This window comes from Pseudomonas sp. FP2294 (genome assembly GCF_030687625.1).
Classification (GTDB): Bacteria; Pseudomonadota; Gammaproteobacteria; order Pseudomonadales; family Pseudomonadaceae; genus Aquipseudomonas; species Aquipseudomonas shahriarae.
Genome location: NZ_CP117441.1, coordinates 5,213,471 through 5,232,458, shown reverse-complemented (window position 1 = coordinate 5,232,458; position 18,988 = coordinate 5,213,471). Strand labels below are relative to the sequence as shown.

The 18,988-nt window shown below is 54.5% G+C and carries 31 protein-coding genes; all 31 read left to right on the top strand.

The window, feature by feature from the left end; all coding sequences use genetic code 11:
* Window positions 1–10: 10 nt before the first annotated feature.
* Complete coding sequence (fusA, locus tag PSH73_RS23605) at window positions 11–2,116, top strand: elongation factor G (protein WP_029299268.1); 2,106 nt, start codon at window positions 11–13, stop codon at window positions 2,114–2,116.
* A gap of 30 nt (window positions 2,117–2,146) precedes the next feature.
* Window positions 2,147–3,340, top strand: a complete 1,194-nt coding sequence (gene tuf, locus PSH73_RS23600; RefSeq protein ID WP_003176426.1) for an elongation factor Tu — start codon at window positions 2,147–2,149, stop codon at window positions 3,338–3,340.
* A gap of 157 nt (window positions 3,341–3,497) precedes the next feature.
* A complete protein-coding gene (gene rpsJ / locus PSH73_RS23595; RefSeq protein ID WP_003186070.1) occupies window positions 3,498–3,809 on the top strand; it encodes a 30S ribosomal protein S10 in 312 nt (103 codons plus the stop codon).
* Window positions 3,810–3,890: 81 nt separating this feature from the next.
* Complete coding sequence (gene rplC, locus PSH73_RS23590; protein WP_003194649.1) at window positions 3,891–4,526, top strand: 50S ribosomal protein L3; 636 nt, start codon at window positions 3,891–3,893, stop codon at window positions 4,524–4,526.
* Window positions 4,527–4,538: 12 nt separating this feature from the next.
* Window positions 4,539–5,141 carry a 50S ribosomal protein L4 gene (gene rplD / locus PSH73_RS23585; protein ID WP_057438746.1) on the top strand — a complete coding sequence of 201 codons (603 nt, stop codon included), beginning with the start codon at window positions 4,539–4,541 and terminating at the stop codon, window positions 5,139–5,141.
* Window positions 5,138–5,437 (top strand): 50S ribosomal protein L23, encoded by a 300-nt coding sequence (rplW, locus tag PSH73_RS23580; RefSeq protein WP_002555488.1) that lies wholly within the window; start codon window positions 5,138–5,140, stop codon window positions 5,435–5,437. Before rplD ends, rplW begins: the two co-directional genes overlap by 4 nt.
* A gap of 14 nt (window positions 5,438–5,451) precedes the next feature.
* Window positions 5,452–6,276 (top strand): 50S ribosomal protein L2, encoded by an 825-nt coding sequence (gene rplB, locus PSH73_RS23575; RefSeq protein WP_003176423.1) that lies wholly within the window; start codon window positions 5,452–5,454, stop codon window positions 6,274–6,276.
* 16 nt (window positions 6,277–6,292) lie between these two features.
* Window positions 6,293–6,568, top strand: a complete 276-nt coding sequence (gene rpsS, locus PSH73_RS23570) for a 30S ribosomal protein S19 (RefSeq protein WP_002555486.1) — start codon at window positions 6,293–6,295, stop codon at window positions 6,566–6,568.
* Between the two features lie 11 nt (window positions 6,569–6,579).
* Complete coding sequence (rplV, locus tag PSH73_RS23565; protein ID WP_003103908.1) at window positions 6,580–6,912, top strand: 50S ribosomal protein L22; 333 nt, start codon at window positions 6,580–6,582, stop codon at window positions 6,910–6,912.
* A gap of 13 nt (window positions 6,913–6,925) precedes the next feature.
* Window positions 6,926–7,612, top strand: a complete 687-nt coding sequence (gene rpsC, locus PSH73_RS23560) for a 30S ribosomal protein S3 (RefSeq protein ID WP_003176422.1) — start codon at window positions 6,926–6,928, stop codon at window positions 7,610–7,612.
* A 12-nt stretch (window positions 7,613–7,624) separates the two neighbouring features.
* Window positions 7,625–8,038: a 50S ribosomal protein L16 gene (gene rplP / locus PSH73_RS23555; protein WP_003232424.1), complete on the top strand. Its 414-nt coding sequence runs from the start codon at window positions 7,625–7,627 to the stop codon at window positions 8,036–8,038.
* Complete coding sequence (rpmC, locus tag PSH73_RS23550; RefSeq protein ID WP_002555481.1) at window positions 8,038–8,229, top strand: 50S ribosomal protein L29; 192 nt, start codon at window positions 8,038–8,040, stop codon at window positions 8,227–8,229. The genes rplP and rpmC overlap by 1 nt, the downstream gene beginning before the upstream one ends.
* 2 nt (window positions 8,230–8,231) lie before the next feature.
* Window positions 8,232–8,498, top strand: a complete 267-nt coding sequence (gene rpsQ, locus PSH73_RS23545) for a 30S ribosomal protein S17 (protein ID WP_003176419.1) — start codon at window positions 8,232–8,234, stop codon at window positions 8,496–8,498.
* Between the two features lie 23 nt (window positions 8,499–8,521).
* Entirely contained in the window at window positions 8,522–8,890 is a 369-nt protein-coding gene (rplN, locus tag PSH73_RS23540) for a 50S ribosomal protein L14 (RefSeq protein ID WP_002555479.1), read from the top strand.
* 11 nt (window positions 8,891–8,901) lie between these two features.
* Window positions 8,902–9,216 (top strand): 50S ribosomal protein L24, encoded by a 315-nt coding sequence (gene rplX, locus PSH73_RS23535; protein ID WP_029299388.1) that lies wholly within the window; start codon window positions 8,902–8,904, stop codon window positions 9,214–9,216.
* A 22-nt stretch (window positions 9,217–9,238) separates the two neighbouring features.
* Window positions 9,239–9,778, top strand: coding sequence for a 50S ribosomal protein L5 (gene rplE / locus PSH73_RS23530; RefSeq protein WP_003210069.1), 540 nt, complete (start codon window positions 9,239–9,241; stop codon window positions 9,776–9,778).
* Between the two features lie 13 nt (window positions 9,779–9,791).
* On the top strand, window positions 9,792–10,097 hold the full coding sequence (gene rpsN, locus PSH73_RS23525) for a 30S ribosomal protein S14 (RefSeq protein ID WP_003176414.1): 306 nt from the start codon (window positions 9,792–9,794) through the stop codon (window positions 10,095–10,097).
* Between the two features lie 208 nt (window positions 10,098–10,305).
* Window positions 10,306–10,698: a 30S ribosomal protein S8 gene (gene rpsH / locus PSH73_RS23520; protein ID WP_017848802.1), complete on the top strand. Its 393-nt coding sequence runs from the start codon at window positions 10,306–10,308 to the stop codon at window positions 10,696–10,698.
* 12 nt (window positions 10,699–10,710) lie between these two features.
* Window positions 10,711–11,244 (top strand): 50S ribosomal protein L6, encoded by a 534-nt coding sequence (gene rplF / locus PSH73_RS23515; protein WP_003176412.1) that lies wholly within the window; start codon window positions 10,711–10,713, stop codon window positions 11,242–11,244.
* Between the two features lie 10 nt (window positions 11,245–11,254).
* Window positions 11,255–11,605 (top strand): 50S ribosomal protein L18, encoded by a 351-nt coding sequence (gene rplR, locus PSH73_RS23510; RefSeq protein WP_003186037.1) that lies wholly within the window; start codon window positions 11,255–11,257, stop codon window positions 11,603–11,605.
* A gap of 3 nt (window positions 11,606–11,608) precedes the next feature.
* The gene (rpsE, locus tag PSH73_RS23505) at window positions 11,609–12,109 is read left to right on the top strand and encodes a 30S ribosomal protein S5 (protein ID WP_003186035.1); all 501 of its coding nucleotides are present in this window, start codon (window positions 11,609–11,611) and stop codon (window positions 12,107–12,109) included.
* Window positions 12,110–12,111: 2 nt separating this feature from the next.
* Complete coding sequence (gene rpmD, locus PSH73_RS23500; protein WP_003176408.1) at window positions 12,112–12,288, top strand: 50S ribosomal protein L30; 177 nt, start codon at window positions 12,112–12,114, stop codon at window positions 12,286–12,288.
* Window positions 12,289–12,291: 3 nt separating this feature from the next.
* Window positions 12,292–12,729, top strand: coding sequence for a 50S ribosomal protein L15 (gene rplO / locus PSH73_RS23495; RefSeq protein WP_003176407.1), 438 nt, complete (start codon window positions 12,292–12,294; stop codon window positions 12,727–12,729).
* Window positions 12,730–14,058: a preprotein translocase subunit SecY gene (gene secY / locus PSH73_RS23490; RefSeq protein WP_038443739.1), complete on the top strand. Its 1,329-nt coding sequence runs from the start codon at window positions 12,730–12,732 to the stop codon at window positions 14,056–14,058.
* A gap of 28 nt (window positions 14,059–14,086) precedes the next feature.
* Window positions 14,087–14,203 carry a 50S ribosomal protein L36 gene (rpmJ, locus tag PSH73_RS23485; RefSeq protein WP_002555468.1) on the top strand — a complete coding sequence of 39 codons (117 nt, stop codon included), beginning with the start codon at window positions 14,087–14,089 and terminating at the stop codon, window positions 14,201–14,203.
* Between the two features lie 129 nt (window positions 14,204–14,332).
* Window positions 14,333–14,689, top strand: a complete 357-nt coding sequence (gene rpsM, locus PSH73_RS23480; RefSeq protein ID WP_024077676.1) for a 30S ribosomal protein S13 — start codon at window positions 14,333–14,335, stop codon at window positions 14,687–14,689.
* Window positions 14,690–14,719: 30 nt separating this feature from the next.
* Complete coding sequence (rpsK, locus tag PSH73_RS23475; protein WP_002555466.1) at window positions 14,720–15,109, top strand: 30S ribosomal protein S11; 390 nt, start codon at window positions 14,720–14,722, stop codon at window positions 15,107–15,109.
* Between the two features lie 18 nt (window positions 15,110–15,127).
* Complete coding sequence (rpsD, locus tag PSH73_RS23470; protein WP_003210056.1) at window positions 15,128–15,748, top strand: 30S ribosomal protein S4; 621 nt, start codon at window positions 15,128–15,130, stop codon at window positions 15,746–15,748.
* A 22-nt stretch (window positions 15,749–15,770) separates the two neighbouring features.
* Window positions 15,771–16,772 carry a DNA-directed RNA polymerase subunit alpha gene (gene rpoA / locus PSH73_RS23465; RefSeq protein WP_003176403.1) on the top strand — a complete coding sequence of 334 codons (1,002 nt, stop codon included), beginning with the start codon at window positions 15,771–15,773 and terminating at the stop codon, window positions 16,770–16,772.
* Between the two features lie 41 nt (window positions 16,773–16,813).
* On the top strand, window positions 16,814–17,200 hold the full coding sequence (gene rplQ, locus PSH73_RS23460) for a 50S ribosomal protein L17 (RefSeq protein WP_007918448.1): 387 nt from the start codon (window positions 16,814–16,816) through the stop codon (window positions 17,198–17,200).
* 228 nt (window positions 17,201–17,428) lie between these two features.
* Window positions 17,429–18,877: a catalase gene (locus PSH73_RS23455; RefSeq protein ID WP_305461460.1), complete on the top strand. Its 1,449-nt coding sequence runs from the start codon at window positions 17,429–17,431 to the stop codon at window positions 18,875–18,877.
* Window positions 18,878–18,988: the final 111 nt, after the last annotated feature.

The following is an 18,988-nucleotide window of genomic DNA, read 5'->3' as shown; positions in this document are numbered from 1 at the left end:
CGAGGGCTTTATGGCTCGTACTACTCCGATTAGCCGCTACCGTAACATCGGTATCGTTGCTCACGTGGATGCTGGTAAAACCACCACCACCGAGCGCGTACTGTTTTACACCGGCAAAAGTCACAAAATGGGCGAGGTGCATGATGGCGCCGCGACCACAGACTGGATGGTTCAGGAGCAGGAGCGTGGTATTACCATTACTTCTGCTGCTATTACCGCCTTCTGGAAAGGTTCTGCCAAGCAGTACAAGGACGAGCACCGCTTCAACGTAATCGATACCCCGGGCCACGTAGACTTCACCATTGAAGTTGAGCGTTCCCTGCGTGTACTCGACGGCGCGGTCGTTGTGTTCTGCGGTACTTCGGGCGTTGAGCCTCAGTCGGAAACCGTATGGCGTCAAGCCAACAAGTACGGTGTTCCACGTCTTGTTTACGTAAACAAGATGGACCGTGCTGGTGCGAACTTCCTGCGCGTGATCGGTCAGATCAAGCAGCGTCTGGGTCACACTCCGGTGCCAATCCAATTGGCTATCGGTTCTGAAGACAACTTCCAGGGCCAGATCGATCTGATCACCATGGAAGCCGTCTACTGGAATGACGCCGACAAAGGTATGGTTCCTGTTCGTAAGCCTATCCCTGCAGAATTGCAGGAGCTGGCTGACGAGTGGCGCAATAACCTGGTTGAGGCTGCTGCCGAAGCCAGCGAAGAGCTGATGAACAAGTACCTCGAAGGTGAAGAACTCACCAACGTGGAAATCAAGGCTGCTCTGCGTCAGCGTACTATCGCTGGTGAGATCGTCTTGGCTGTTTGCGGTTCTTCCTTCAAGAACAAGGGTGTTCCCCTGGTTCTCGACGCCGTTATCGACTACCTGCCTGCTCCAACTGACATTCCTGCTATCAAGGGTACTAACCCTGATAACGAGGAAGAAGAGATGGAGCGTCACGCTGACGACAGCGAGCCGTTCTCGGCTCTGGCGTTCAAGATCGCTACCGACCCATTCGTGGGTACCCTGACTTTCGTCCGCGTTTACTCGGGCGTGTTGGCCTCCGGCGACGGCGTGATCAACTCGGTCAAGGGCAAGAAAGAGCGTGTGGGTCGTATGGTGCAAATGCACGCAAACGCCCGTGAAGAGATCAAGGAAGTACGCGCTGGTGACATCGCGGCCTTGATCGGCATGAAGGATGTCACCACTGGTGAGACCTTGTGCGACGCTGCTAAGCCAATCATCCTGGTTCGCATGGACTTCCCGGAGCCGGTTATCTCGGTTGCCGTAGAGCCTAAGACCAAGGATGACCAGGAAAAAATGGGTATTGCACTGGGCAAGCTTGCTCAGGAAGATCCATCTTTCCGCGTCAAGACTGATGAAGAGACTGGTCAAACGATCATCTCCGGCATGGGCGAGTTGCACCTGGACATCCTGGTTGACCGGATGCGCCGTGAGTTCAACGTCGAAGCCAACATCGGTAAGCCTCAGGTTTCCTATCGTGAGCGCATCACGAAGAACTGTGAAATCGAAGGCAAGTTCGTTCGTCAGTCCGGCGGTCGTGGTCAGTTCGGTCACTGCTGGATCCGTTTTGCTCCTGCTGACGAAGGTCAGGAAGGTCTGCAATTCGTGAACGAAGTAGTAGGTGGTGTTGTTCCTAAGGAATACATCCCTGCTATCCAGAAGGGTATCGAAGAGCAGATGAAGAACGGTGTTGTTGCCGGCTATCCGCTGATCGGCCTGAAAGCAACCGTTTTTGACGGTTCTTACCACGACGTCGACTCCAACGAGATGGCGTTTAAGGTGGCTGCTTCCATGGCAACCAAGCAACTGGCCCAGAAGGGCGGTGGTGAGTTGCTTGAGCCAATCATGGCGGTAGAAGTTGTTACACCTGAAGACTATATGGGTGATGTCATGGGCGACCTTAACCGTCGTCGCGGCATGATCTTGGGTATGGAAGACACGGTTTCCGGCAAAGTGATTCGCGCCGAGGTTCCGTTGGGTGAGATGTTCGGTTACGCGACCGACGTTCGCTCCATGTCCCAGGGTCGCGCAAGCTACTCTATGGAATTCAAAAAATACAACACAGCTCCGGCGCACATCGCTGAAACTGTATCCAAAAAACAAGGCTGATTCAGTCCTTTAGGCAAGGAGTTAATTGTCGTGGCTAAAGAAAAATTTGATCGTTCCCTACCGCACGTCAACGTTGGCACTATCGGTCACGTTGACCATGGTAAAACCACTCTGACTGCTGCTCTGACTCGCGTTTGCTCCGAAGTATTCGGTTCCGCAATCGTTGATTTCGATAAAATCGACAGCGCGCCAGAAGAAAAAGCTCGTGGTATCACCATCAACACCGCGCACGTTGAATACAACTCGCTGATCCGTCACTACGCTCACGTTGACTGCCCAGGTCACGCTGACTATGTGAAGAACATGATCACCGGTGCTGCCCAGATGGACGGCGCAATCCTGGTTTGCTCGGCCGCTGATGGTCCGATGCCACAAACCCGTGAGCACATCCTGCTGTCCCGTCAGGTAGGCGTTCCGTACATCGTGGTTTACCTGAACAAGGCCGACCTGGTAGACGACGCTGAGCTGCTGGAACTGGTTGAGATGGAAGTGCGCGATCTGCTGAGCACTTACGACTTCCCAGGCGACGACACTCCGATCATCATCGGTTCTGCTCGTATGGCTCTGGAAGGCAAAGACGATAACGAAATGGGCACCACGTCCGTTCGTAAACTGGTTGAGACTCTGGACAGCTACATCCCAGATCCAGTTCGTGTTATCGACAAGCCGTTCCTGATGCCAATCGAAGACGTATTCTCGATCTCCGGTCGCGGTACTGTTGTAACTGGTCGTATCGAGCGCGGTATCGTCAAGGTTCAGGATCCACTGGAAATCGTTGGTCTGCGTGACACTACCGTCACCACCTGCACCGGTGTTGAAATGTTCCGTAAGCTGCTTGACGAAGGTCGTGCTGGCGAGAACTGCGGCGTTCTGCTGCGTGGTACCAAGCGTGACGACGTTGAGCGTGGCCAGGTTCTGGTTAAGCCAGGTTCGGTTAAGCCGCACACCAAGTTCGAAGCTGAAGTGTACGTGCTGAGCAAAGAAGAAGGCGGTCGTCACACTCCGTTCTTCAAAGGCTACCGTCCACAGTTCTACTTCCGTACTACTGACGTGACTGGTAACTGCGAACTGCCGGAAGGCGTTGAAATGGTAATGCCAGGCGACAACATCAAAATGGTTGTCACCCTGATCAAAACCATCGCAATGGAAGACGGTCTGCGCTTCGCAATCCGTGAAGGCGGCCGTACCGTTGGTGCTGGCGTTGTAGCTAAAATCATCGAGTAAGCATCTCTTCTGAGATAGCTTCGATGCTTTGAAAAGCCCCCGCTCAGCGGGGGCTTTTTTATTGGGTTGACACCTATCTGGGGCGTCTATAGAATTGCGCCTCCTTTTAACGGGCGCAGTGCGCTCGGTGGGAATAGCAGCCGGAGTCTGAAATCCAATGCAAAATCAGCAAATCCGTATCAGGTTGAAGGCTTTTGACCATCGCCTGATCGACCAATCCACCCAGGAAATCGTGGAAACCGCGAAACGTACTGGGGCACAAGTGCGTGGTCCTATTCCACTGCCTACCCGCAAAGAGCGGTTCACCGTTCTGGTCTCCCCGCACGTCAACAAAGACGCGCGTGACCAGTACGAGATCCGTACTCATAAGCGCGTTCTGGACATCGTCCAGCCAACGGATAAAACCGTTGATGCACTTATGAAGCTTGATCTGGCGGCCGGTGTGGAAGTACAGATCAGCCTCGGCTAAGACTCGGGTCTTAGTCGTGTAACGCTCTGAAATGGGCGGCCATAGCGGGTGAAAGCCCCGTACACTCATGAGGTTTACAACATGACTATTGGTGTAGTCGGTCGTAAATGCGGTATGACCCGTATTTTCACCGAAGAAGGTGTCTCCATTCCGGTCACGGTCATTGAGATCGAGCCGAATCGCGTCACCCAGTTCAAAACTGAAGAAACCGATGGCTATCGTGCAGTGCAAGTCACTGTCGGCGAGCGTCGTGCTTCGCGCGTGACTGCTGCTCAAGCAGGTCACTTCGCTAAAGCAAACGTTGCAGCTGGTCGTACTGTTATGGAGTTCCGTCTTGAAGATGGTGACTACCAGGCTGGCGATCTGATCAACGCTGAAATCTTCGCCGCTGGTCAACTGGTTGATGTAACCGGTCAGTCCAAGGGTAAAGGCTTCCAGGGTACGATCAAGCGTTGGAATTTCCGTGGCCAAGACAACACTCACGGTAACTCCGTTTCCCACCGCGTCCCGGGCTCTATTGGCCAGTGCCAGACTCCTGGTCGTGTATTCAAGGGCAAAAAAATGTCCGGTCATATGGGCGCTGAGCGCGTGACCGTGCAGTCCCTCGAAGTAGTGCGCGTCGACGCTGAACGCAATCTGTTGTTGGTCAAGGGTGCTGTTCCTGGCGCTACTGGCGGCAACCTGGTTGTACGTCCAGCGGCCAAGGCTCGCGGTTAAGGGGAAGCTGACATGCAATTAAATGTAAATGACGCTCAAGCGATCGAAGTTTCCGAACTGACATTTGGCGGCGAATTCAACGAGACGCTCGTTCACCAAGCAGTCGTGGCCTACATGGCCGGCGGCCGTCAAGGTAGCAAGCAGCAAAAGACCCGTTCCGACGTTCGTGGTGGCGGTAAGCGCCCTTGGCGTCAGAAAGGTACTGGCCGTGCTCGTGCCGGTACTATCCGTAGCCCAATCTGGCGTGGCGGCGGTACCACTTTCGCAGCTCGTCCACAGGATCACTCTCAGAAGCTCAACAAGAAGATGTATCGCGCAGCACTGCGCTCCATCCTTGCTGAACTCGTGCGTACTGATCGTCTGGTCGTGGTTCAGGACTTCGCTGTTGAAGCGCCGAAAACCAAAGATCTGCTGAACAAGCTGAACGGCATGGGTCTGACTGATGTCCTGATCGTGTCTGAAGCTGTTGATCAGAACCTGTACCTGGCTGCTCGTAACCTGCCACACGTTGATGTACGTGACGTGCAAGGTTCCGATCCAGTTAGTCTGATCGCATACGACAAGGTGTTGATCACCGTGTCGGCCGTGAAGAAATTCGAGGAGCTGCTGGGATGAACCAGGAACGCGTATTTAAAGTTCTGCTTGGCCCGCACGTTTCCGAAAAGGCTACGGTTCTGGCTGACAAGAAAGGCCAGTTCGTTTTCAAGGTTGCAACTGACGCAACCAAGCTGGAAATCAAGAAGGCCGTCGAAAGCCTGTTCAGCGTGAAAGTAGAGCGTGTTACTACCCTGAATGTTCTGGGTAAGAGCAAGCGCACTGCTCGCGGTCTGGGCAAGCGTAATGACTGGAAGAAGGCAGTTATCTCCCTTCAGCCAGGCCAAGATCTCGATTTCAGCAGCAGTGCTGAGTAAGGAAGGGGTGCATCATGGCAATCGTTAAATGCAAACCGACTTCCCCTGGCCGCCGTTTTGTGGTCAAGGTGGTCAACCAGGAGCTGCATAAAGGCGCTCCTCACGCACCGCTGCTCGAGAAGAAATCGAAGACTGGTGGTCGTAACAACAATGGTCGCATTACCACTCGTCACATCGGTGGTGGCCATAAGCAGCATTATCGTCTGGTCGATTTCCGTCGCAACGACAAAGATGGCATCTCTGCCACTGTCGAGCGTATCGAATACGATCCAAACCGTACTGCTCACATCGCTCTGCTGCTGTACGCAGATGGCGAGCGTCGCTACATCATCGCGCCTAAAGGCGTGAGTGCTGGCGACCAGCTGATCGCAGGTGCCCTGGCACCGATCAAGCCGGGCAACGCTCTGCAACTGCGTAACATTCCAGTTGGTAGCACCGTACACGGCATCGAATTGAAGCCAGGTAAAGGCGCACAGATCGCTCGTTCCGCTGGTGCTTCGGCTCAGCTGATCGCTCGTGAAGGTGTCTACGTGACCCTGCGTCTGCGTTCTGGTGAGATGCGTAAAGTACTGGCTGAATGCCGTGCGACCCTGGGCGAAGTCTCGAACTCCGAGCACAGCCTGCGTTCGCTGGGTAAAGCTGGTGCCAAACGCTGGCGTGGCGTTCGCCCAACCGTTCGTGGTGTTGCCATGAACCCGGTTGACCACCCACACGGTGGTGGTGAAGGTCGTACCTCTGGTGGTCGTCATCCGGTATCGCCATGGGGCTTCCCGACTAAGGGCGCGAAGACTCGTGGTAATAAGCGTACCGACAAAATGATCGTCCGTCGTCGCAAGTAAATAGAGGGATACGACAGTGCCACGTTCTCTGAAAAAAGGTCCTTTTATTGATCTTCACCTACTGAAGAAGATCGAAGTGGCGGCGGAAAAGAACGATCGCAAACCAGTTAAGACCTGGTCGCGCCGTTCTATGATCCTGCCACAAATGGTCGGTTTGACCATCGCAGTACACAACGGTCGTCAGCACGTCCCAGTTCTCGTTAACGAAGACATGGTCGGCCACAAACTGGGCGAGTTTGCCGGTACCCGCACTTATCGTGGGCACGTGGCAGACAAGAAAGCCAAGCGTTAAGGGGTTAGGAAATGGAAGTAGCCGCTAAGTTGTCGGGCGCTCGAATCTCCGCCCAGAAAGCCCGCTTGGTCGCCGACCAGATCCGCGGGAAGAAGGTGGGCGAAGCGCTCAACCTGTTGGCTTTCAGCAGTAAGAAAGCCGCCGAGATCATGAAGAAAGTGCTGGAGTCGGCCGTAGCCAACGCCGAGCATAACGAAGGCGCAGACGTTGATGACCTGAAGGTCAGCACCGTTTTCGTCAACGAAGGGCGTTCGCTGAAGCGTATCATGCCGCGTGCCAAAGGCCGTGCTGATCGCATCGTCAAGCGGTCTTGCCATATCACTGTCAAGGTTGCTGACAAGTAACGGAGTCGAAGAGATGGGTCAGAAAGTACATCCCATTGGCATTCGCCTGGGAATCGTCAAGGAGCACACCTCCGTCTGGTACGCAGACGGTCGGACTTATGCGGACTATTTGTTCGCTGATCTGAAGGTGCGTGAGTATCTCCAAGACAAACTAAAAAGCGCGTCCGTAAGCCGTATCGATATCCATCGTCCGGCGCAAACTGCACGTATCACCATCCACACCGCTCGTCCAGGTATCGTTATCGGGAAGAAAGGTGAAGATGTTGAGAAACTGCGTCAGGACCTGACCAAGCAAATGGGTGTGCCTGTGCACATCAATATCGAAGAGATCCGCAAGCCGGAGCTCGACGGTATGCTGGTTGCGCAGAGCGTAGCTCAGCAGCTGGAGCGCCGCGTAATGTTCCGTCGTGCTATGAAGCGCGCTGTACAGAACGCCATGCGCATTGGTGCCAAAGGCATCAAAATCCAAGTGAGCGGTCGTCTCGGCGGTGCTGAAATCGCACGTACTGAATGGTATCGCGAAGGTCGTGTGCCATTGCACACCCTGCGTGCCGACATCGACTATGCCAACTACGAAGCTCACACCACTTACGGTGTGATCGGTGTAAAGGTTTGGATCTTCAAGGGCGAAGTAATTGGTGGTCGCCAAGAAGAACTGAAACCACAAGCACCAGCGCCTCGTAAAAAAGCTGCTAAGTAAGGGGTACGCCAAATGTTGCAACCTAAGCGTACGAAGTTCCGCAAGCAGATGACAGGCCACAACCGTGGTCTGGCTCAGCGCGGTAGCAAAGTCAGCTTCGGCGAGTTCGCGCTGAAGTCTGTAGCTCGTGGTCGTCTCACCGCTCGTCAGATCGAGTCAGCGCGTCGTGCTCTGACCCGTCACGTTAAACGTGGCGGCAAGATCTGGATCCGTGTATTCCCGGACAAGCCGATCTCCAAAAAGCCTCTCGAGGTTCGGATGGGTAAAGGTAAGGGTAACGTGGAATACTGGGTAGCCCAGATTCAGCCAGGCAAAGTCCTGTATGAAATCGAGGGTGTAACTGAAGAGCTGGCGCGTGAGGCTTTTGCCCTGGCTGCTGCAAAGCTGCCGCTCGCCACCGCCTTTGTTAAACGGACGGTGATGTGATGAAAGCGAATGAACTTCGTGAAAAATCCGCACAGCAGCTGAACGAGCAACTGCTCGGCCTGCTGCGCGACCAGTTCAATCTGCGTATGCAGAAAGCAACTGGCCAGTTGGGGCAGTCTCATCTGCTCTCGCAAGTTAAGCGTGACATCGCTCGCGTGAAGACTGTGCTCAACCAGCAGGCAGGTAAGTGATCATGGCTGAAGCCGAAAAGACTGTCCGTACGCTGACTGGCCGTGTTGTCAGCGACAAGATGGACAAAACCATCACCGTTTTGATCGAGCGTCGCGTTAAGCACCCGATCTACGGTAAATATGTTAAGCGTTCGACTAAGCTGCACGCGCACGACGAAACCAATCAGTGCCACATCGGCGACAAAGTCACTATTCGTGAAACTCGTCCGCTGGCCAAGACCAAGTCTTGGGCGCTGGTTGATGTTCTCGAACGCGCTGTGGAAGTCTAAGGACTAGGGGTCGGAGAAATTATATGATTCAGACTCAATCCATGCTCGATGTGGCCGATAACAGCGGCGCTCGCCGTGTTATGTGCATCAAGGTGCTGGGTGGCTCCCATCGTCGTTACGCTGGTATCGGTGACATCATCAAAGTTACCGTGAAGGAAGCAATTCCTCGCGGTAAAGTGAAAAAAGGCCAAGTGATGACTGCTGTTGTAGTCCGCACTCGTCACGGCGTACGTCGTGCTGATGGCTCCATTATCCGCTTTGATGGCAACGCTGCTGTTCTTCTGAACAACAAGCAAGAGCCGATCGGCACCCGTATCTTTGGGCCAGTGACCCGTGAACTTCGTACTGAGAAGTTCATGAAGATCGTCTCGCTCGCCCCAGAAGTGCTGTAAGGAGATCCGACATGCAAAAGATTCGTCGTGACGACGAGATCATCGTGATCGCCGGCAAAGACAAAGGTAAGCGCGGTAAGGTGCTGAAGGTTCTTGCTGATGACCGTCTGGTCATTGGTGGTCTGAACCTGGTCAAGCGTCATACCAAGCCTAACCCCGCGTCGGGCGTACAGGGCGGTATCGTCGAGAAAGAAGCGCCATTGCACGCTTCTAACGTCGCCATCTTCAACGGCGAAACCAACAAGGCTGACCGCGTTGGTTTCAAAGTAGAAGACGGTAAGAAAATTCGTGTCTTCAAGTCGACCCAAAAAGCGGTTGATGCTTGAACACTGCTAGGTAGATAAGACCATGGCACGACTAAAAGAGATTTACCGGAAGGAAATCGCTCCGAAGCTTAAGGAAGAACTTAAGCTTTCGAACGTGATGGAAGTTCCGCGCGTTACCAAAATCACCCTGAACATGGGTCTGGGCGAAGCGATCGGTGACAAAAAAGTCATCGAGCACGCTGTTGCTGACCTGGAAAAGATCACCGGTCAAAAAGTCGTTGTGACTTACGCTCGGAAATCCATCGCTGGCTTTAAAGTCCGTGAAGGTTGGCCGATCGGTGTCAAAGTGACTCTGCGCCGTGAGCGTATGTACGAGTTCCTGGATCGTCTGCTGTCGATCTCCCTGCCTCGGGTTCGCGACTTCCGCGGCCTGAATGCCAAGTCCTTCGATGGTCGTGGTAACTACAGCATGGGCGTGAAAGAGCAGATCATCTTCCCGGAAATCGACTACGACAAGATCGATGCTCTCCGCGGTCTGGACATCACCCTGACCACCACTGCCAAGAACGATGATGAAGGCCGCGCTCTGCTGCGTGCGTTCAAATTCCCGTTCCGCAACTGATTGGAGTAGGACCATGGCCAAGATGAGCATGAAAAACCGCGAGCTGAAGCGTCAGCTCACGGTTGCCAAGTACGCCAAGAAGCGTGCAGCACTGAAAGCTATCATCGTTGATCTGAACGCAAGTCCAGAAGCGCGTTGGGAAGCTACAGTAGCTCTGCAGAAGCAGCCACGTGACGCAAGCGCTTCGCGCATGCGTAACCGCTGCCGCCTGACCGGTCGTCCGCACGGCGTTTACCGCAAGTTCGGCCTCGGCCGTAACAAACTGCGTGAAGCGGCAATGCGTGGTGACGTACCTGGTCTGGTTAAAGCCAGCTGGTAAGTACTTTCGAAGTCTCGGTGGCCAGGATCGCAAGATACTGACCGCCGGTGGCCTAGAATCTGGAACAAGCCCCTTTTGGGGCTTGTTTCATTTCCGGAGTGTGTCTAAAATACGCGGCTCGCCTGAGCCCGTGTGTTTTATGCCCGGAGATTCTCGGTGACATATGTAGCCGCAAGGCTAATTTTTTTGTATTAGGAGCGTCTAGCCCATGAGTATGCAGGACCCGTTAGCGGACATGCTAACTCGTATCCGTAATGCCCAGATGGCTGAAAAGTCCGTCGTAAGCATGCCATCTTCCACGTTGAAGGTAGCTGTTGCCAAAGTCCTGAAAGACGAAGGCTACATTGCGGGTTATCAGATCAGCAGCGAAATCAAGCCACTGCTGTCCATCGAGCTGAAGTACTTCGAAGGCCGTCCGGTCATCGAGGAAGTGAAGCGCGTTAGCCGTCCAGGCCTGCGTCAGTACAAGTCCGTTGAAGATCTGCCGAAAGTTCGTGGCGGTCTTGGCGTGTCTATCGTCTCCACCAACAAAGGTGTGATGACGGATCGTGCTGCGCGCGCTGCCGGTGTCGGCGGCGAAGTTCTTTGCACTGTGTTCTAAGGGGGGATAAGCATGTCTCGCGTCGCTAAGAACCCCGTTAAGCTGCCAGCCGGTGTCGAAGTAAAATTCGCAGGCCAACAGCTTTCGGTGAAGGGTGCCAAGGGTACTCTTGAACTGAACATCCATTCGTCCGTTGAGATCGTTGAAGAAGCTGGTGAGCTGCGTTTCGCTGCTCGCAATGGCGATCAACAAACTCGCGCAATGGCCGGTACCACGCGTGCGTTGGTAAACAACATGGTCCAAGGCGTAAGCCAAGGCTTCGAGCGTAAGCTCCAGCTGGTCGGTGTTGGTTACAAAGCGCAAGCAAAAGGCACGGTTTTGAACCTGGCCCTTGGCTTCTCGCACCCAGTGGATTACGAACTGCCGGAAGGCATCACCGCTGAAACTCCTAGCCAGACCGATATCCTGATCAAGGGCATCGACAAGCAGCTGGTAGGTCAAGTGGCTGCCGAGATCCGCGACTTCCGTCCACCAGAGCCGTACAAAGGCAAAGGTGTGCGCTACGCGGACGAAGTCGTCCGTCGTAAAGAAGCCAAGAAGAAGTAGGGCATAGCAAATGACCGACAAAAAAGTTACTCGACTGCGTCGCGCTCGCAAAGCACGCCTGAAAATGCACGAACTCGAAGTCGTGCGTCTCTGCGTGTTCCGCTCGTCGCAGCACATCTACGCCCAGGTCATCTCGGCCGACGGCAACAAAGTCCTGGCAAGCGCCTCGACTTTGGATAAAGAACTGCGTGATGGTGCCACTGGCAACATCGACGCGGCCACTAAGGTTGGCCAGCTGGTCGCTACGCGTGCTAAGGCCGCTGGCGTCTCGCAAGTGGCTTTCGACCGCTCTGGCTTCAAGTACCACGGCCGCGTTAAAGCGCTGGCTGATGCTGCTCGTGAAGCTGGGCTGGAGTTCTAAGTTATGTCAAATAACGACCAAAAGCGCGACGAAGGCTACATTGAGAAGCTGGTTCAAGTTAACCGCGTAGCCAAAACCGTTAAAGGCGGCCGTATCTTCACCTTCACCGCGTTGACCGTGGTTGGTGATGGTAAGGGCCGTGTTGGCTTCGGCCGTGGCAAGTCGCGTGAAGTGCCTGCTGCGATCCAGAAGGCAATGGAAGCTGCTCGTCGCAACATGATCCAAGTTGACCTGAACGGCACCACTCTGCAGTACGCAATGAAGTCCGCTCACGGCGCTTCGAAGGTGTACATGCAGCCTGCTTCTGAAGGTACCGGTATCATCGCTGGCGGCGCTATGCGTGCTGTCCTCGAGGTTGCTGGTGTTCAGAACGTTCTGGCCAAGTGCTACGGCTCGACTAACCCGGTAAACGTGGTTCACGCCACTTTCAAAGGTTTGAAAGCTATGCAATCTCCTGAATCCATTGCCGCCAAGCGTGGCAAAAGCGTCAAGGAGATCTTCTGATCATGGCTACCGTTAAAGTAACGCTGATCAAAAGCATGACCGGCCGCATCCCTAACCACAAATTGTGCGTTAAGGGTTTGGGTCTGCGTCGCATCGGTCACACTGTAGAAGTCCAGGATACTCCCGAGAATCGCGGGATGATCAACAAGGCTTACTACATGCTGCGTGTCGAGGGTTAATCGATGAAACTCAATGATCTGAGTCCAGCGCCGGGTTCCCGTCGCGAAAAGCATCGTCCGGGCCGTGGTATCGGTAGCGGTTTGGGTAAGACTGGTGGCCGTGGCCACAAAGGTCAAACCTCCCGCTCCGGTGGCACCATCGCTCCAGGCTTTGAAGGCGGTCAACAGCCGCTGCATCGTCGCCTGCCGAAGTTCGGTTTCGTTTCCCTGAAGGCCATGGACCGCGCAGAAGTGCGTCTGTCCGAGCTGGCTAAAGTGGAAGGCGACATCGTTACCGTGCAGACCCTGAAAGATGCCAACGTGATCAACGTCAACGTACAGCGTGTGAAAATCATGCTGTCCGGTGAAGTGACTCGCGCTGTCACTATCGGCAAGGGAATCGGCGCCACCAAAGGTGCGCGTTCGGCTATCGAAGCAGCTGGCGGCAAGTTCGAGGAATAAATGGCTAAGCAAGGTGCTCTCTCAGCGCTCGGCAAAGGCGGTATGTCTGAACTTTGGGCTCGTCTGCGTTTTCTGTTCCTGGCGATTATCGTCTACCGAATAGGCGCACACATCCCGGTTCCAGGTATCAACCCGGACCGACTCGCAGACCTGTTTCGACAGAATGAGGGGACCATTCTTAGCTTGTTCAACATGTTTTCCGGCGGCGCGCTGGAGCGGATGAGCATCTTTGCACTGGGGATCATGCCGTACATTTCGGCATCGATCATCATGCAGTTGATGAGCGCCGTCAGCCCGCAGCTGGAGCAGTTGAAGAAGGAAGGTGAAGCTGGTCGTCGCAAGATAAGCCAGTACACCCGCTACCTCACTGTCGCTCTTGCTCTTGTCCAGGCTATTGGCATGTCCATTGGTCTGGCAGGGCAGGGCGTAGCGTTCACTGGTGACTTTGGCTTCCATTTCGTCGCGGTAACCACATTTGTGGCTGGTGCGATGTTCATGATGTGGCTGGGTGAGCAGATTACTGAGCGTGGTGTTGGCAACGGTATCTCGATGTTGATTTTCGCAGGTATCGTCGCCGGTCTTCCGAGGGCAATCGGGCAGTCTTTCGAGTCTGCACGTCAGGGTGATATCAATATCTTCGCCTTGGTTGCCATCGGTTTGCTGGCAGTAGCGATTATCGGTTTTGTGGTGTTCATTGAGCGTGGCCAGCGTCGTATTGCTGTTCACTACGCCAAGCGTCAGCAGGGCCGTAAGGTCTTCGCTGCGCAGACCAGCCACTTGCCGCTGAAAGTGAATATGGCCGGTGTTATTCCTGCTATCTTCGCGAGCAGCATTTTGCTGTTCCCGGCTTCGCTGGGTGCCTGGTTTGGTCAGTCTGAAGGTATGGGCTGGTTGCAGGACATCTCGCAGTCGATCGCTCCTGGTCAGCCGTTGAATATTCTGCTGTTTAGTGCAGGGATTATTTTCTTCTGCTTCTTCTATACGGCGTTGATGTTCAATCCGAAAGACGTAGCGGAAAACCTGAAGAAGTCCGGTGCCTTTATTCCGGGTATTCGTCCAGGCGAGCAGTCGGCGCGCTACATTGATGGCGTTCTGACCCGTTTGACCCTGTTCGGTGCTCTATATATGACGGCCGTGTGCTTGTTGCCCCAGTTCCTGGTGGTTGCAGCAAACGTTCCGTTCTACCTTGGCGGGACCTCGTTGCTGATCGTGGTCGTGGTTGTGATGGACTTCATGTCCCAAGTACAATCGCACCTCGTTTCGCACCAGTACGAATCCCTGATGAAGAAAGCCAACCTGAAGGGCTACGGCAGCGGCATGTTGCGCTGAGTACCCCATAAGGTTCGAGGAGTTGGTGATGAAAGTTCGTGCATCGGTGAAAAAGCTGTGCCGTAACTGCAAGATTATTCGCCGCGAAGGTGTTGTTCGAGTAATTTGCAGCGCGGAACCGCGTCACAAACAGCGCCAAGGCTGAGTGTGATCCGCTTGAAGCCCGGCAGCTAGTGCGCTGCCGGGTTGATTATTTGTTATTACAGCGATATTATCTCGCGCCCTATTTCTTGGCTTCCGGGGCGTAGGTAGCTGTCAATTGGAGTCCCACTGAATGGCCCGTATTGCAGGCGTTAACATTCCAGATAACAAGCACACTGTTATCTCGCTGACCTACATCTATGGTGTTGGTCGCACTACTGCGCAGAAAATTTGCGCAGTTGCTGGGGTAAACCCAGCCGCTAAGATCAAGGATCTGAGCGACGAGCAGATTGAATTGCTGCGTGGCGAAGTGGCGAAGTTCACCACTGAAGGTGACCTGCGTCGCGAAATCAACATGAAAATCAAGCGTTTGATGGACCTCGGTTGCTATCGCGGTCTGCGTCATCGTCGTGGTCTTCCAGTGCGCGGTCAGCGTACCAAGACTAACGCGCGTACCCGTAAAGGTCCGCGTAAGCCGATCCGCAAGTAATCGCCCCAGCGAATCGACAGGAAAATTATCATGGCAAAACCTGCTGCTCGTCCTCGTAAAAAAGTTAAAAAGACAGTGGTTGATGGCATCGCCCACATCCATGCATCTTTTAACAACACCATCGTGACCATCACCGACCGTCAAGGTAACGCGCTTTCTTGGGCTACCTCCGGTGGTTCGGGTTTCCGCGGTTCCCGCAAGTCCACCCCGTTTGCTGCTCAAGTAGCTGCTGAACGTGCTGGTCAAGCTGCGCTGGAATATGGCCTGAAAAACCTCGACGTTAACGTCAAGGGTCCAGGTCCAGGTCGTGAGTCTGCTGTCCGTGCTTTGAACGGCTGTGGCTATAAGATCGCCAGCATCACCGACGTGACGCCAATCCCGCACAACGGGTGCCGTCCGCCGAAGAAGCGCCGCGTGTAATCCAGGAGATTGTAAAGAATGGCTCGTTACATTGGTCCAAAATGCAAACTCGCTCGTCGCGAAGGCACCGATCTCTTCCTGAAGAGCGGCGTGCGCGCGATCGAATCGAAGTGCAACATTGAAGCAGCACCTGGTATCCACGGCCAACGCCGCGGTCGCCAGTCCGATTACGGCACCCAACTGCGTGAAAAGCAGAAGGTCCGTCGTATCTACGGCGTTCTCGAGCGTCAGTTCAGCGGCTACTACAAAGAAGCTGCTGGCAAGAAAGGTGCAACCGGTGAAAACCTGCTGCAACTGCTCGAATGCCGTCTGGACAACGTTGTATACCGTATGGGCTTTGGTTCGACTCGTGCCGAATCCCGTCAGCTGGTATCGCACAAATCCGTCAGCGTAAACGGCCAAACCGTTAACGTTCCGTCCTACCAGGTTCGTGCTGGTGACGTGGTCGCGATTCGCGAGAAAGCAAAAAACCAACTTCGCATTGTCCAAGCTCTCGATCTGTGTGCCCAACGTGGCCGCGTAGAATGGGTAGAAGTAGACACTGAGAAGAAGTCGGGCGTTTTCAAGAACGTTCCTGCTCGCAGTGATCTGTCCGCCGACATCAACGAAAGCCTGATTGTCGAGCTCTACTCCAAGTAAGGGCTAGAAAATAGGTGCATCCATGCAGATTTCGGTAAATGAGTTCCTGACACCCCGCCACATTGATGTGCAGGTTGTCAGTCCAACCCGCGCCAAGATCACTCTCGAGCCTCTCGAGCGTGGTTTTGGCCACACCCTGGGCAACGCGCTGCGCCGCATCCTGTTGTCCTCAATGCCCGGCTGTGCAGTAGTCGAGGCCGAGATTGACGGTGTGCTCCACGAGTACAGCGCCATCGAAGGTGTACAGGAAGACGTAATTGAAATCCTGTTGAACCTTAAAGGTCTGGCTATCAAGCTGCACGGCCGTGACGAAGTTACGCTGACCTTGTCGAAGAAGGGTTCGGGGGTGGTTACCGCTGCCGATATTCAGCTGGATCATGATGTCGAGATCGTTAACCCCGATCACGTAATCGCTAACCTGGCGTCTAACGGCGCTTTGAACATGAAGCTCACCGTAGCTCGTGGTCGTGGTTATGAACCGGCCGACTCGCGTCAGAGCGATGAAGACGAAAGCCGCAGCATTGGTCGCTTGCAGCTTGACTCTTCGTTCAGCCCGGTTCGCCGTATCGCATACGTGGTGGAAAACGCCCGTGTCGAGCAGCGTACTAACCTGGACAAGCTGGTTATTGATCTGGAAACCAACGGTACTCTGGATCCTGAAGAGGCTATTCGCCGCGCTGCAACCATTCTGCAACAGCAGTTGGCTGCGTTCGTCGACCTCAAAGGTGACAGCGAACCAGTGGTAATCGAGCAGGAAGACGAGATCGATCCGATCCTGCTTCGCCCGGTTGACGATCTGGAACTGACTGTACGTTCGGCTAACTGCCTTAAGGCGGAAAACATTTACTACATCGGTGACCTGATTCAGCGTACCGAAGTAGAACTGTTGAAGACTCCGAACCTGGGCAAGAAATCCTTGACTGAAATCAAGGACGTTCTGGCCTCCCGCGGTCTGTCCCTCGGCATGCGCCTCGACAACTGGCCGCCTGCAAGTCTTAAGAAGGACGACAAGGCGACTGCCTGATCGTCGTAATCACCGAACGTGAGTTTGGTAAGGAATGAACCATGCGTCATCGTAAAAGTGGTCGTCACCTGAGCCGTACCAGCTCGCACCGCAAGGCCATGTTTCAAAACATGGCGGTGTCGCTGTTCGAGCACGAGCTGATTAAAACTACACTGCCGAAAGCCAAAGAACTGCGTCGCGTTGCTGAGCCGCTGATCACTTTGGCCAAGACAGACAGCCTGGCTAACCGCCGTCTGGCTTTCGACCGTACTCGTTCGAAAGCTATCGTTGGTAAGCTCTTCAACGACCTGGGCAAGCGTTATGCTACCCGTGAGGGTGGCTACCTGCGCATCCTCAAGTGCGGTTTCCGCACTGGCGACAACGCGCCTATGGCGTACGTCGAGTTGGTTGATCGTGCTACTGCTGGCGAAGCTGTATCCGCCGAGTAAGACGACAGTCTGCTACGAAAAACCGGGCCTAGTGCCCGGTTTTTTGTGGGCGATTGAAAAGCAACGTGATGTTCACTCATTGCCCTTTGGCTATGCGAGTCGATTGGGTGTTAGTAAAAATCTATTGAGTGGCATGATTTAATACATTTGAAGGTGTCATCTTCCTGGTCAATACTGCCTCCAAGCCGATTAGCCGGCAGTTCCAAGACTGACCTGAGGAGATTGAGCATGAGCCAGAATAAAACCCTTACAACCGCCAGCGGTGCTCCCGTTGCGGATAACCAGAATTCCCGTTCCGCCGGCCCGCGTGGCCCGTTGTTGCTCGACGACTTTCACCTGATCGAGAAGCTTGCCCACTTCAACCGTGAAAACATCCCAGAGCGCCGCGTACACGCCAAAGGCTCGGGAGCGTATGGGACCTTCACGGTTACCAAAGACATCACCCAATACACCAATGCCAAACTGTTTGAAGCTGTCGGTAAGCAGACTCCGACCTTTCTGCGCTTCTCTACCGTAGGTGGTGAACGCGGCTCGGCAGACACCGAGCGCGACCCACGTGGCTTCGCGCTGAAGTTCTACACCGAAGAAGGCAACTGGGACATCGTTGGTAACAACACCCCGGTGTTCTTTATCCGTGACCCGCTGAAGTTCCCCGACTTTATCCACACTCAAAAGCGCCTGCCGCAAAGCAACCTGAAAAGTGCACAGATGATGTGGGACTTCTGGTCGCACTCGCCTGAGGCGCTGCACCAGGTCACCATCCTGTTTTCGGACCGTGGCATCCCTGACGGCTACCGTCATATGCACGGCTTTGGTAGCCACACCTACAGCTTGATCAACGCCAATGGCGAGCGTCATTGGGTGAAGTGGCACTACAAGACCAAGCAAGGCATCAAGAACCTGGCGCCTGCCGATGCAGCGCGTCTGGCCGGTACCGATCCGGATTACGCCCAGCGCGATCTGTTTGGGGCCATTGAGCGCGGTGACTTCCCTAAATGGCGTGTGTGCATCCAGATCATGACTGAGGCCCAGGCCAACGCTCACTACGAGAACCCCTTCGACGTAACCAAAACCTGGTCGCAGAAAGAGTTTCCGTTGATTGAAGTGGGTGAGCTGGAGTTGAACCGCAACCCGCAGAACTACTTCGCCGAAGTGGAGCAGGCCGCGTTCGGCCCAAGCAACATGGTGCCAGGCGTCGGTTTGTCGCCGGATCGCATGCTGCAGGGCCGTGTATTCGCTTACGCCGATGCGCACCGCTACCGTATCGGCACTAACCATCAGCACCTGCCAGTGAATGCTCCACGCAGTCCGGTCAACACCTATCAGCGTGACGGGTCCATGGCGTTCGGCACCAACGGCGGTGCGGCTCCCAACTACGAGCCAAACAGTTACGCCGATGCGCCACAACAGGCACCGCAGTACGCAGAACCAGCCTTGGCGCTCAGTGGTGCGGCCGATCGTTACGACCACCGCGAAGACACTGATTACTACAGCCATGCCGGTGCGCTGTTTCGCCTGATGAACGCTGAGCAAAAAGCGCTGTTGATTAACAACATCGCCGGCGCGATGGCCGGGGTTTCCAGTGATGTGGTTCAGCGTCAACTGCAGCACTTCTTCAAGGCTGATCCCGCTTATGGAGAAGGAATCGCAACAGCGCTGGGTGTATCGCTTAACTGACTCTAAGTGATAAGCAGAACCGCCCTCATTTGGGCGGTTTTTGCGTTATTTCAGCTACTTTTCTCTGAAAATCTTCACTTTTCTGCCGTTCGTCTCGTGACCTGCAGGTCG

What these genes read in the sequence shown, in the direction of transcription:
- fusA (WP_029299268.1), top strand. Translation starts at nt 11, where the DNA reads ATGGCTCGTACTACTCCGATTAGCCGCTACCGTAACATCGGTATCGTT.
- rpsJ (WP_003186070.1), top strand. Translation starts at nt 3,498, where the DNA reads ATGCAAAATCAGCAAATCCGTATCAGGTTGAAGGCTTTTGACCATCGC.
- rplC (WP_003194649.1), top strand. Translation starts at nt 3,891, where the DNA reads ATGACTATTGGTGTAGTCGGTCGTAAATGCGGTATGACCCGTATTTTC.
- rplD (WP_057438746.1), top strand. Translation starts at nt 4,539, where the DNA reads ATGCAATTAAATGTAAATGACGCTCAAGCGATCGAAGTTTCCGAACTG.
- rplW (WP_002555488.1), top strand. Translation starts at nt 5,138, where the DNA reads ATGAACCAGGAACGCGTATTTAAAGTTCTGCTTGGCCCGCACGTTTCC.
- rplB (WP_003176423.1), top strand. Translation starts at nt 5,452, where the DNA reads ATGGCAATCGTTAAATGCAAACCGACTTCCCCTGGCCGCCGTTTTGTG.
- rplV (WP_003103908.1), top strand. Translation starts at nt 6,580, where the DNA reads ATGGAAGTAGCCGCTAAGTTGTCGGGCGCTCGAATCTCCGCCCAGAAA.
- rpsC (WP_003176422.1), top strand. Translation starts at nt 6,926, where the DNA reads ATGGGTCAGAAAGTACATCCCATTGGCATTCGCCTGGGAATCGTCAAG.
- rplP (WP_003232424.1), top strand. Translation starts at nt 7,625, where the DNA reads ATGTTGCAACCTAAGCGTACGAAGTTCCGCAAGCAGATGACAGGCCAC.
- rpmC (WP_002555481.1), top strand. Translation starts at nt 8,038, where the DNA reads ATGAAAGCGAATGAACTTCGTGAAAAATCCGCACAGCAGCTGAACGAG.
- rpsQ (WP_003176419.1), top strand. Translation starts at nt 8,232, where the DNA reads ATGGCTGAAGCCGAAAAGACTGTCCGTACGCTGACTGGCCGTGTTGTC.
- rplN (WP_002555479.1), top strand. Translation starts at nt 8,522, where the DNA reads ATGATTCAGACTCAATCCATGCTCGATGTGGCCGATAACAGCGGCGCT.
- rplX (WP_029299388.1), top strand. Translation starts at nt 8,902, where the DNA reads ATGCAAAAGATTCGTCGTGACGACGAGATCATCGTGATCGCCGGCAAA.
- rplE (WP_003210069.1), top strand. Translation starts at nt 9,239, where the DNA reads ATGGCACGACTAAAAGAGATTTACCGGAAGGAAATCGCTCCGAAGCTT.
- rpsN (WP_003176414.1), top strand. Translation starts at nt 9,792, where the DNA reads ATGGCCAAGATGAGCATGAAAAACCGCGAGCTGAAGCGTCAGCTCACG.
- rpsH (WP_017848802.1), top strand. Translation starts at nt 10,306, where the DNA reads ATGAGTATGCAGGACCCGTTAGCGGACATGCTAACTCGTATCCGTAAT.
- rplF (WP_003176412.1), top strand. Translation starts at nt 10,711, where the DNA reads ATGTCTCGCGTCGCTAAGAACCCCGTTAAGCTGCCAGCCGGTGTCGAA.
- rplR (WP_003186037.1), top strand. Translation starts at nt 11,255, where the DNA reads ATGACCGACAAAAAAGTTACTCGACTGCGTCGCGCTCGCAAAGCACGC.
- rpsE (WP_003186035.1), top strand. Translation starts at nt 11,609, where the DNA reads ATGTCAAATAACGACCAAAAGCGCGACGAAGGCTACATTGAGAAGCTG.
- rpmD (WP_003176408.1), top strand. Translation starts at nt 12,112, where the DNA reads ATGGCTACCGTTAAAGTAACGCTGATCAAAAGCATGACCGGCCGCATC.
- rplO (WP_003176407.1), top strand. Translation starts at nt 12,292, where the DNA reads ATGAAACTCAATGATCTGAGTCCAGCGCCGGGTTCCCGTCGCGAAAAG.
- secY (WP_038443739.1), top strand. Translation starts at nt 12,730, where the DNA reads ATGGCTAAGCAAGGTGCTCTCTCAGCGCTCGGCAAAGGCGGTATGTCT.
- rpmJ (WP_002555468.1), top strand. Translation starts at nt 14,087, where the DNA reads ATGAAAGTTCGTGCATCGGTGAAAAAGCTGTGCCGTAACTGCAAGATT.
- rpsM (WP_024077676.1), top strand. Translation starts at nt 14,333, where the DNA reads ATGGCCCGTATTGCAGGCGTTAACATTCCAGATAACAAGCACACTGTT.
- rpsK (WP_002555466.1), top strand. Translation starts at nt 14,720, where the DNA reads ATGGCAAAACCTGCTGCTCGTCCTCGTAAAAAAGTTAAAAAGACAGTG.
- rpsD (WP_003210056.1), top strand. Translation starts at nt 15,128, where the DNA reads ATGGCTCGTTACATTGGTCCAAAATGCAAACTCGCTCGTCGCGAAGGC.
- rpoA (WP_003176403.1), top strand. Translation starts at nt 15,771, where the DNA reads ATGCAGATTTCGGTAAATGAGTTCCTGACACCCCGCCACATTGATGTG.
- rplQ (WP_007918448.1), top strand. Translation starts at nt 16,814, where the DNA reads ATGCGTCATCGTAAAAGTGGTCGTCACCTGAGCCGTACCAGCTCGCAC.
- PSH73_RS23455 (WP_305461460.1), top strand. Translation starts at nt 17,429, where the DNA reads ATGAGCCAGAATAAAACCCTTACAACCGCCAGCGGTGCTCCCGTTGCG.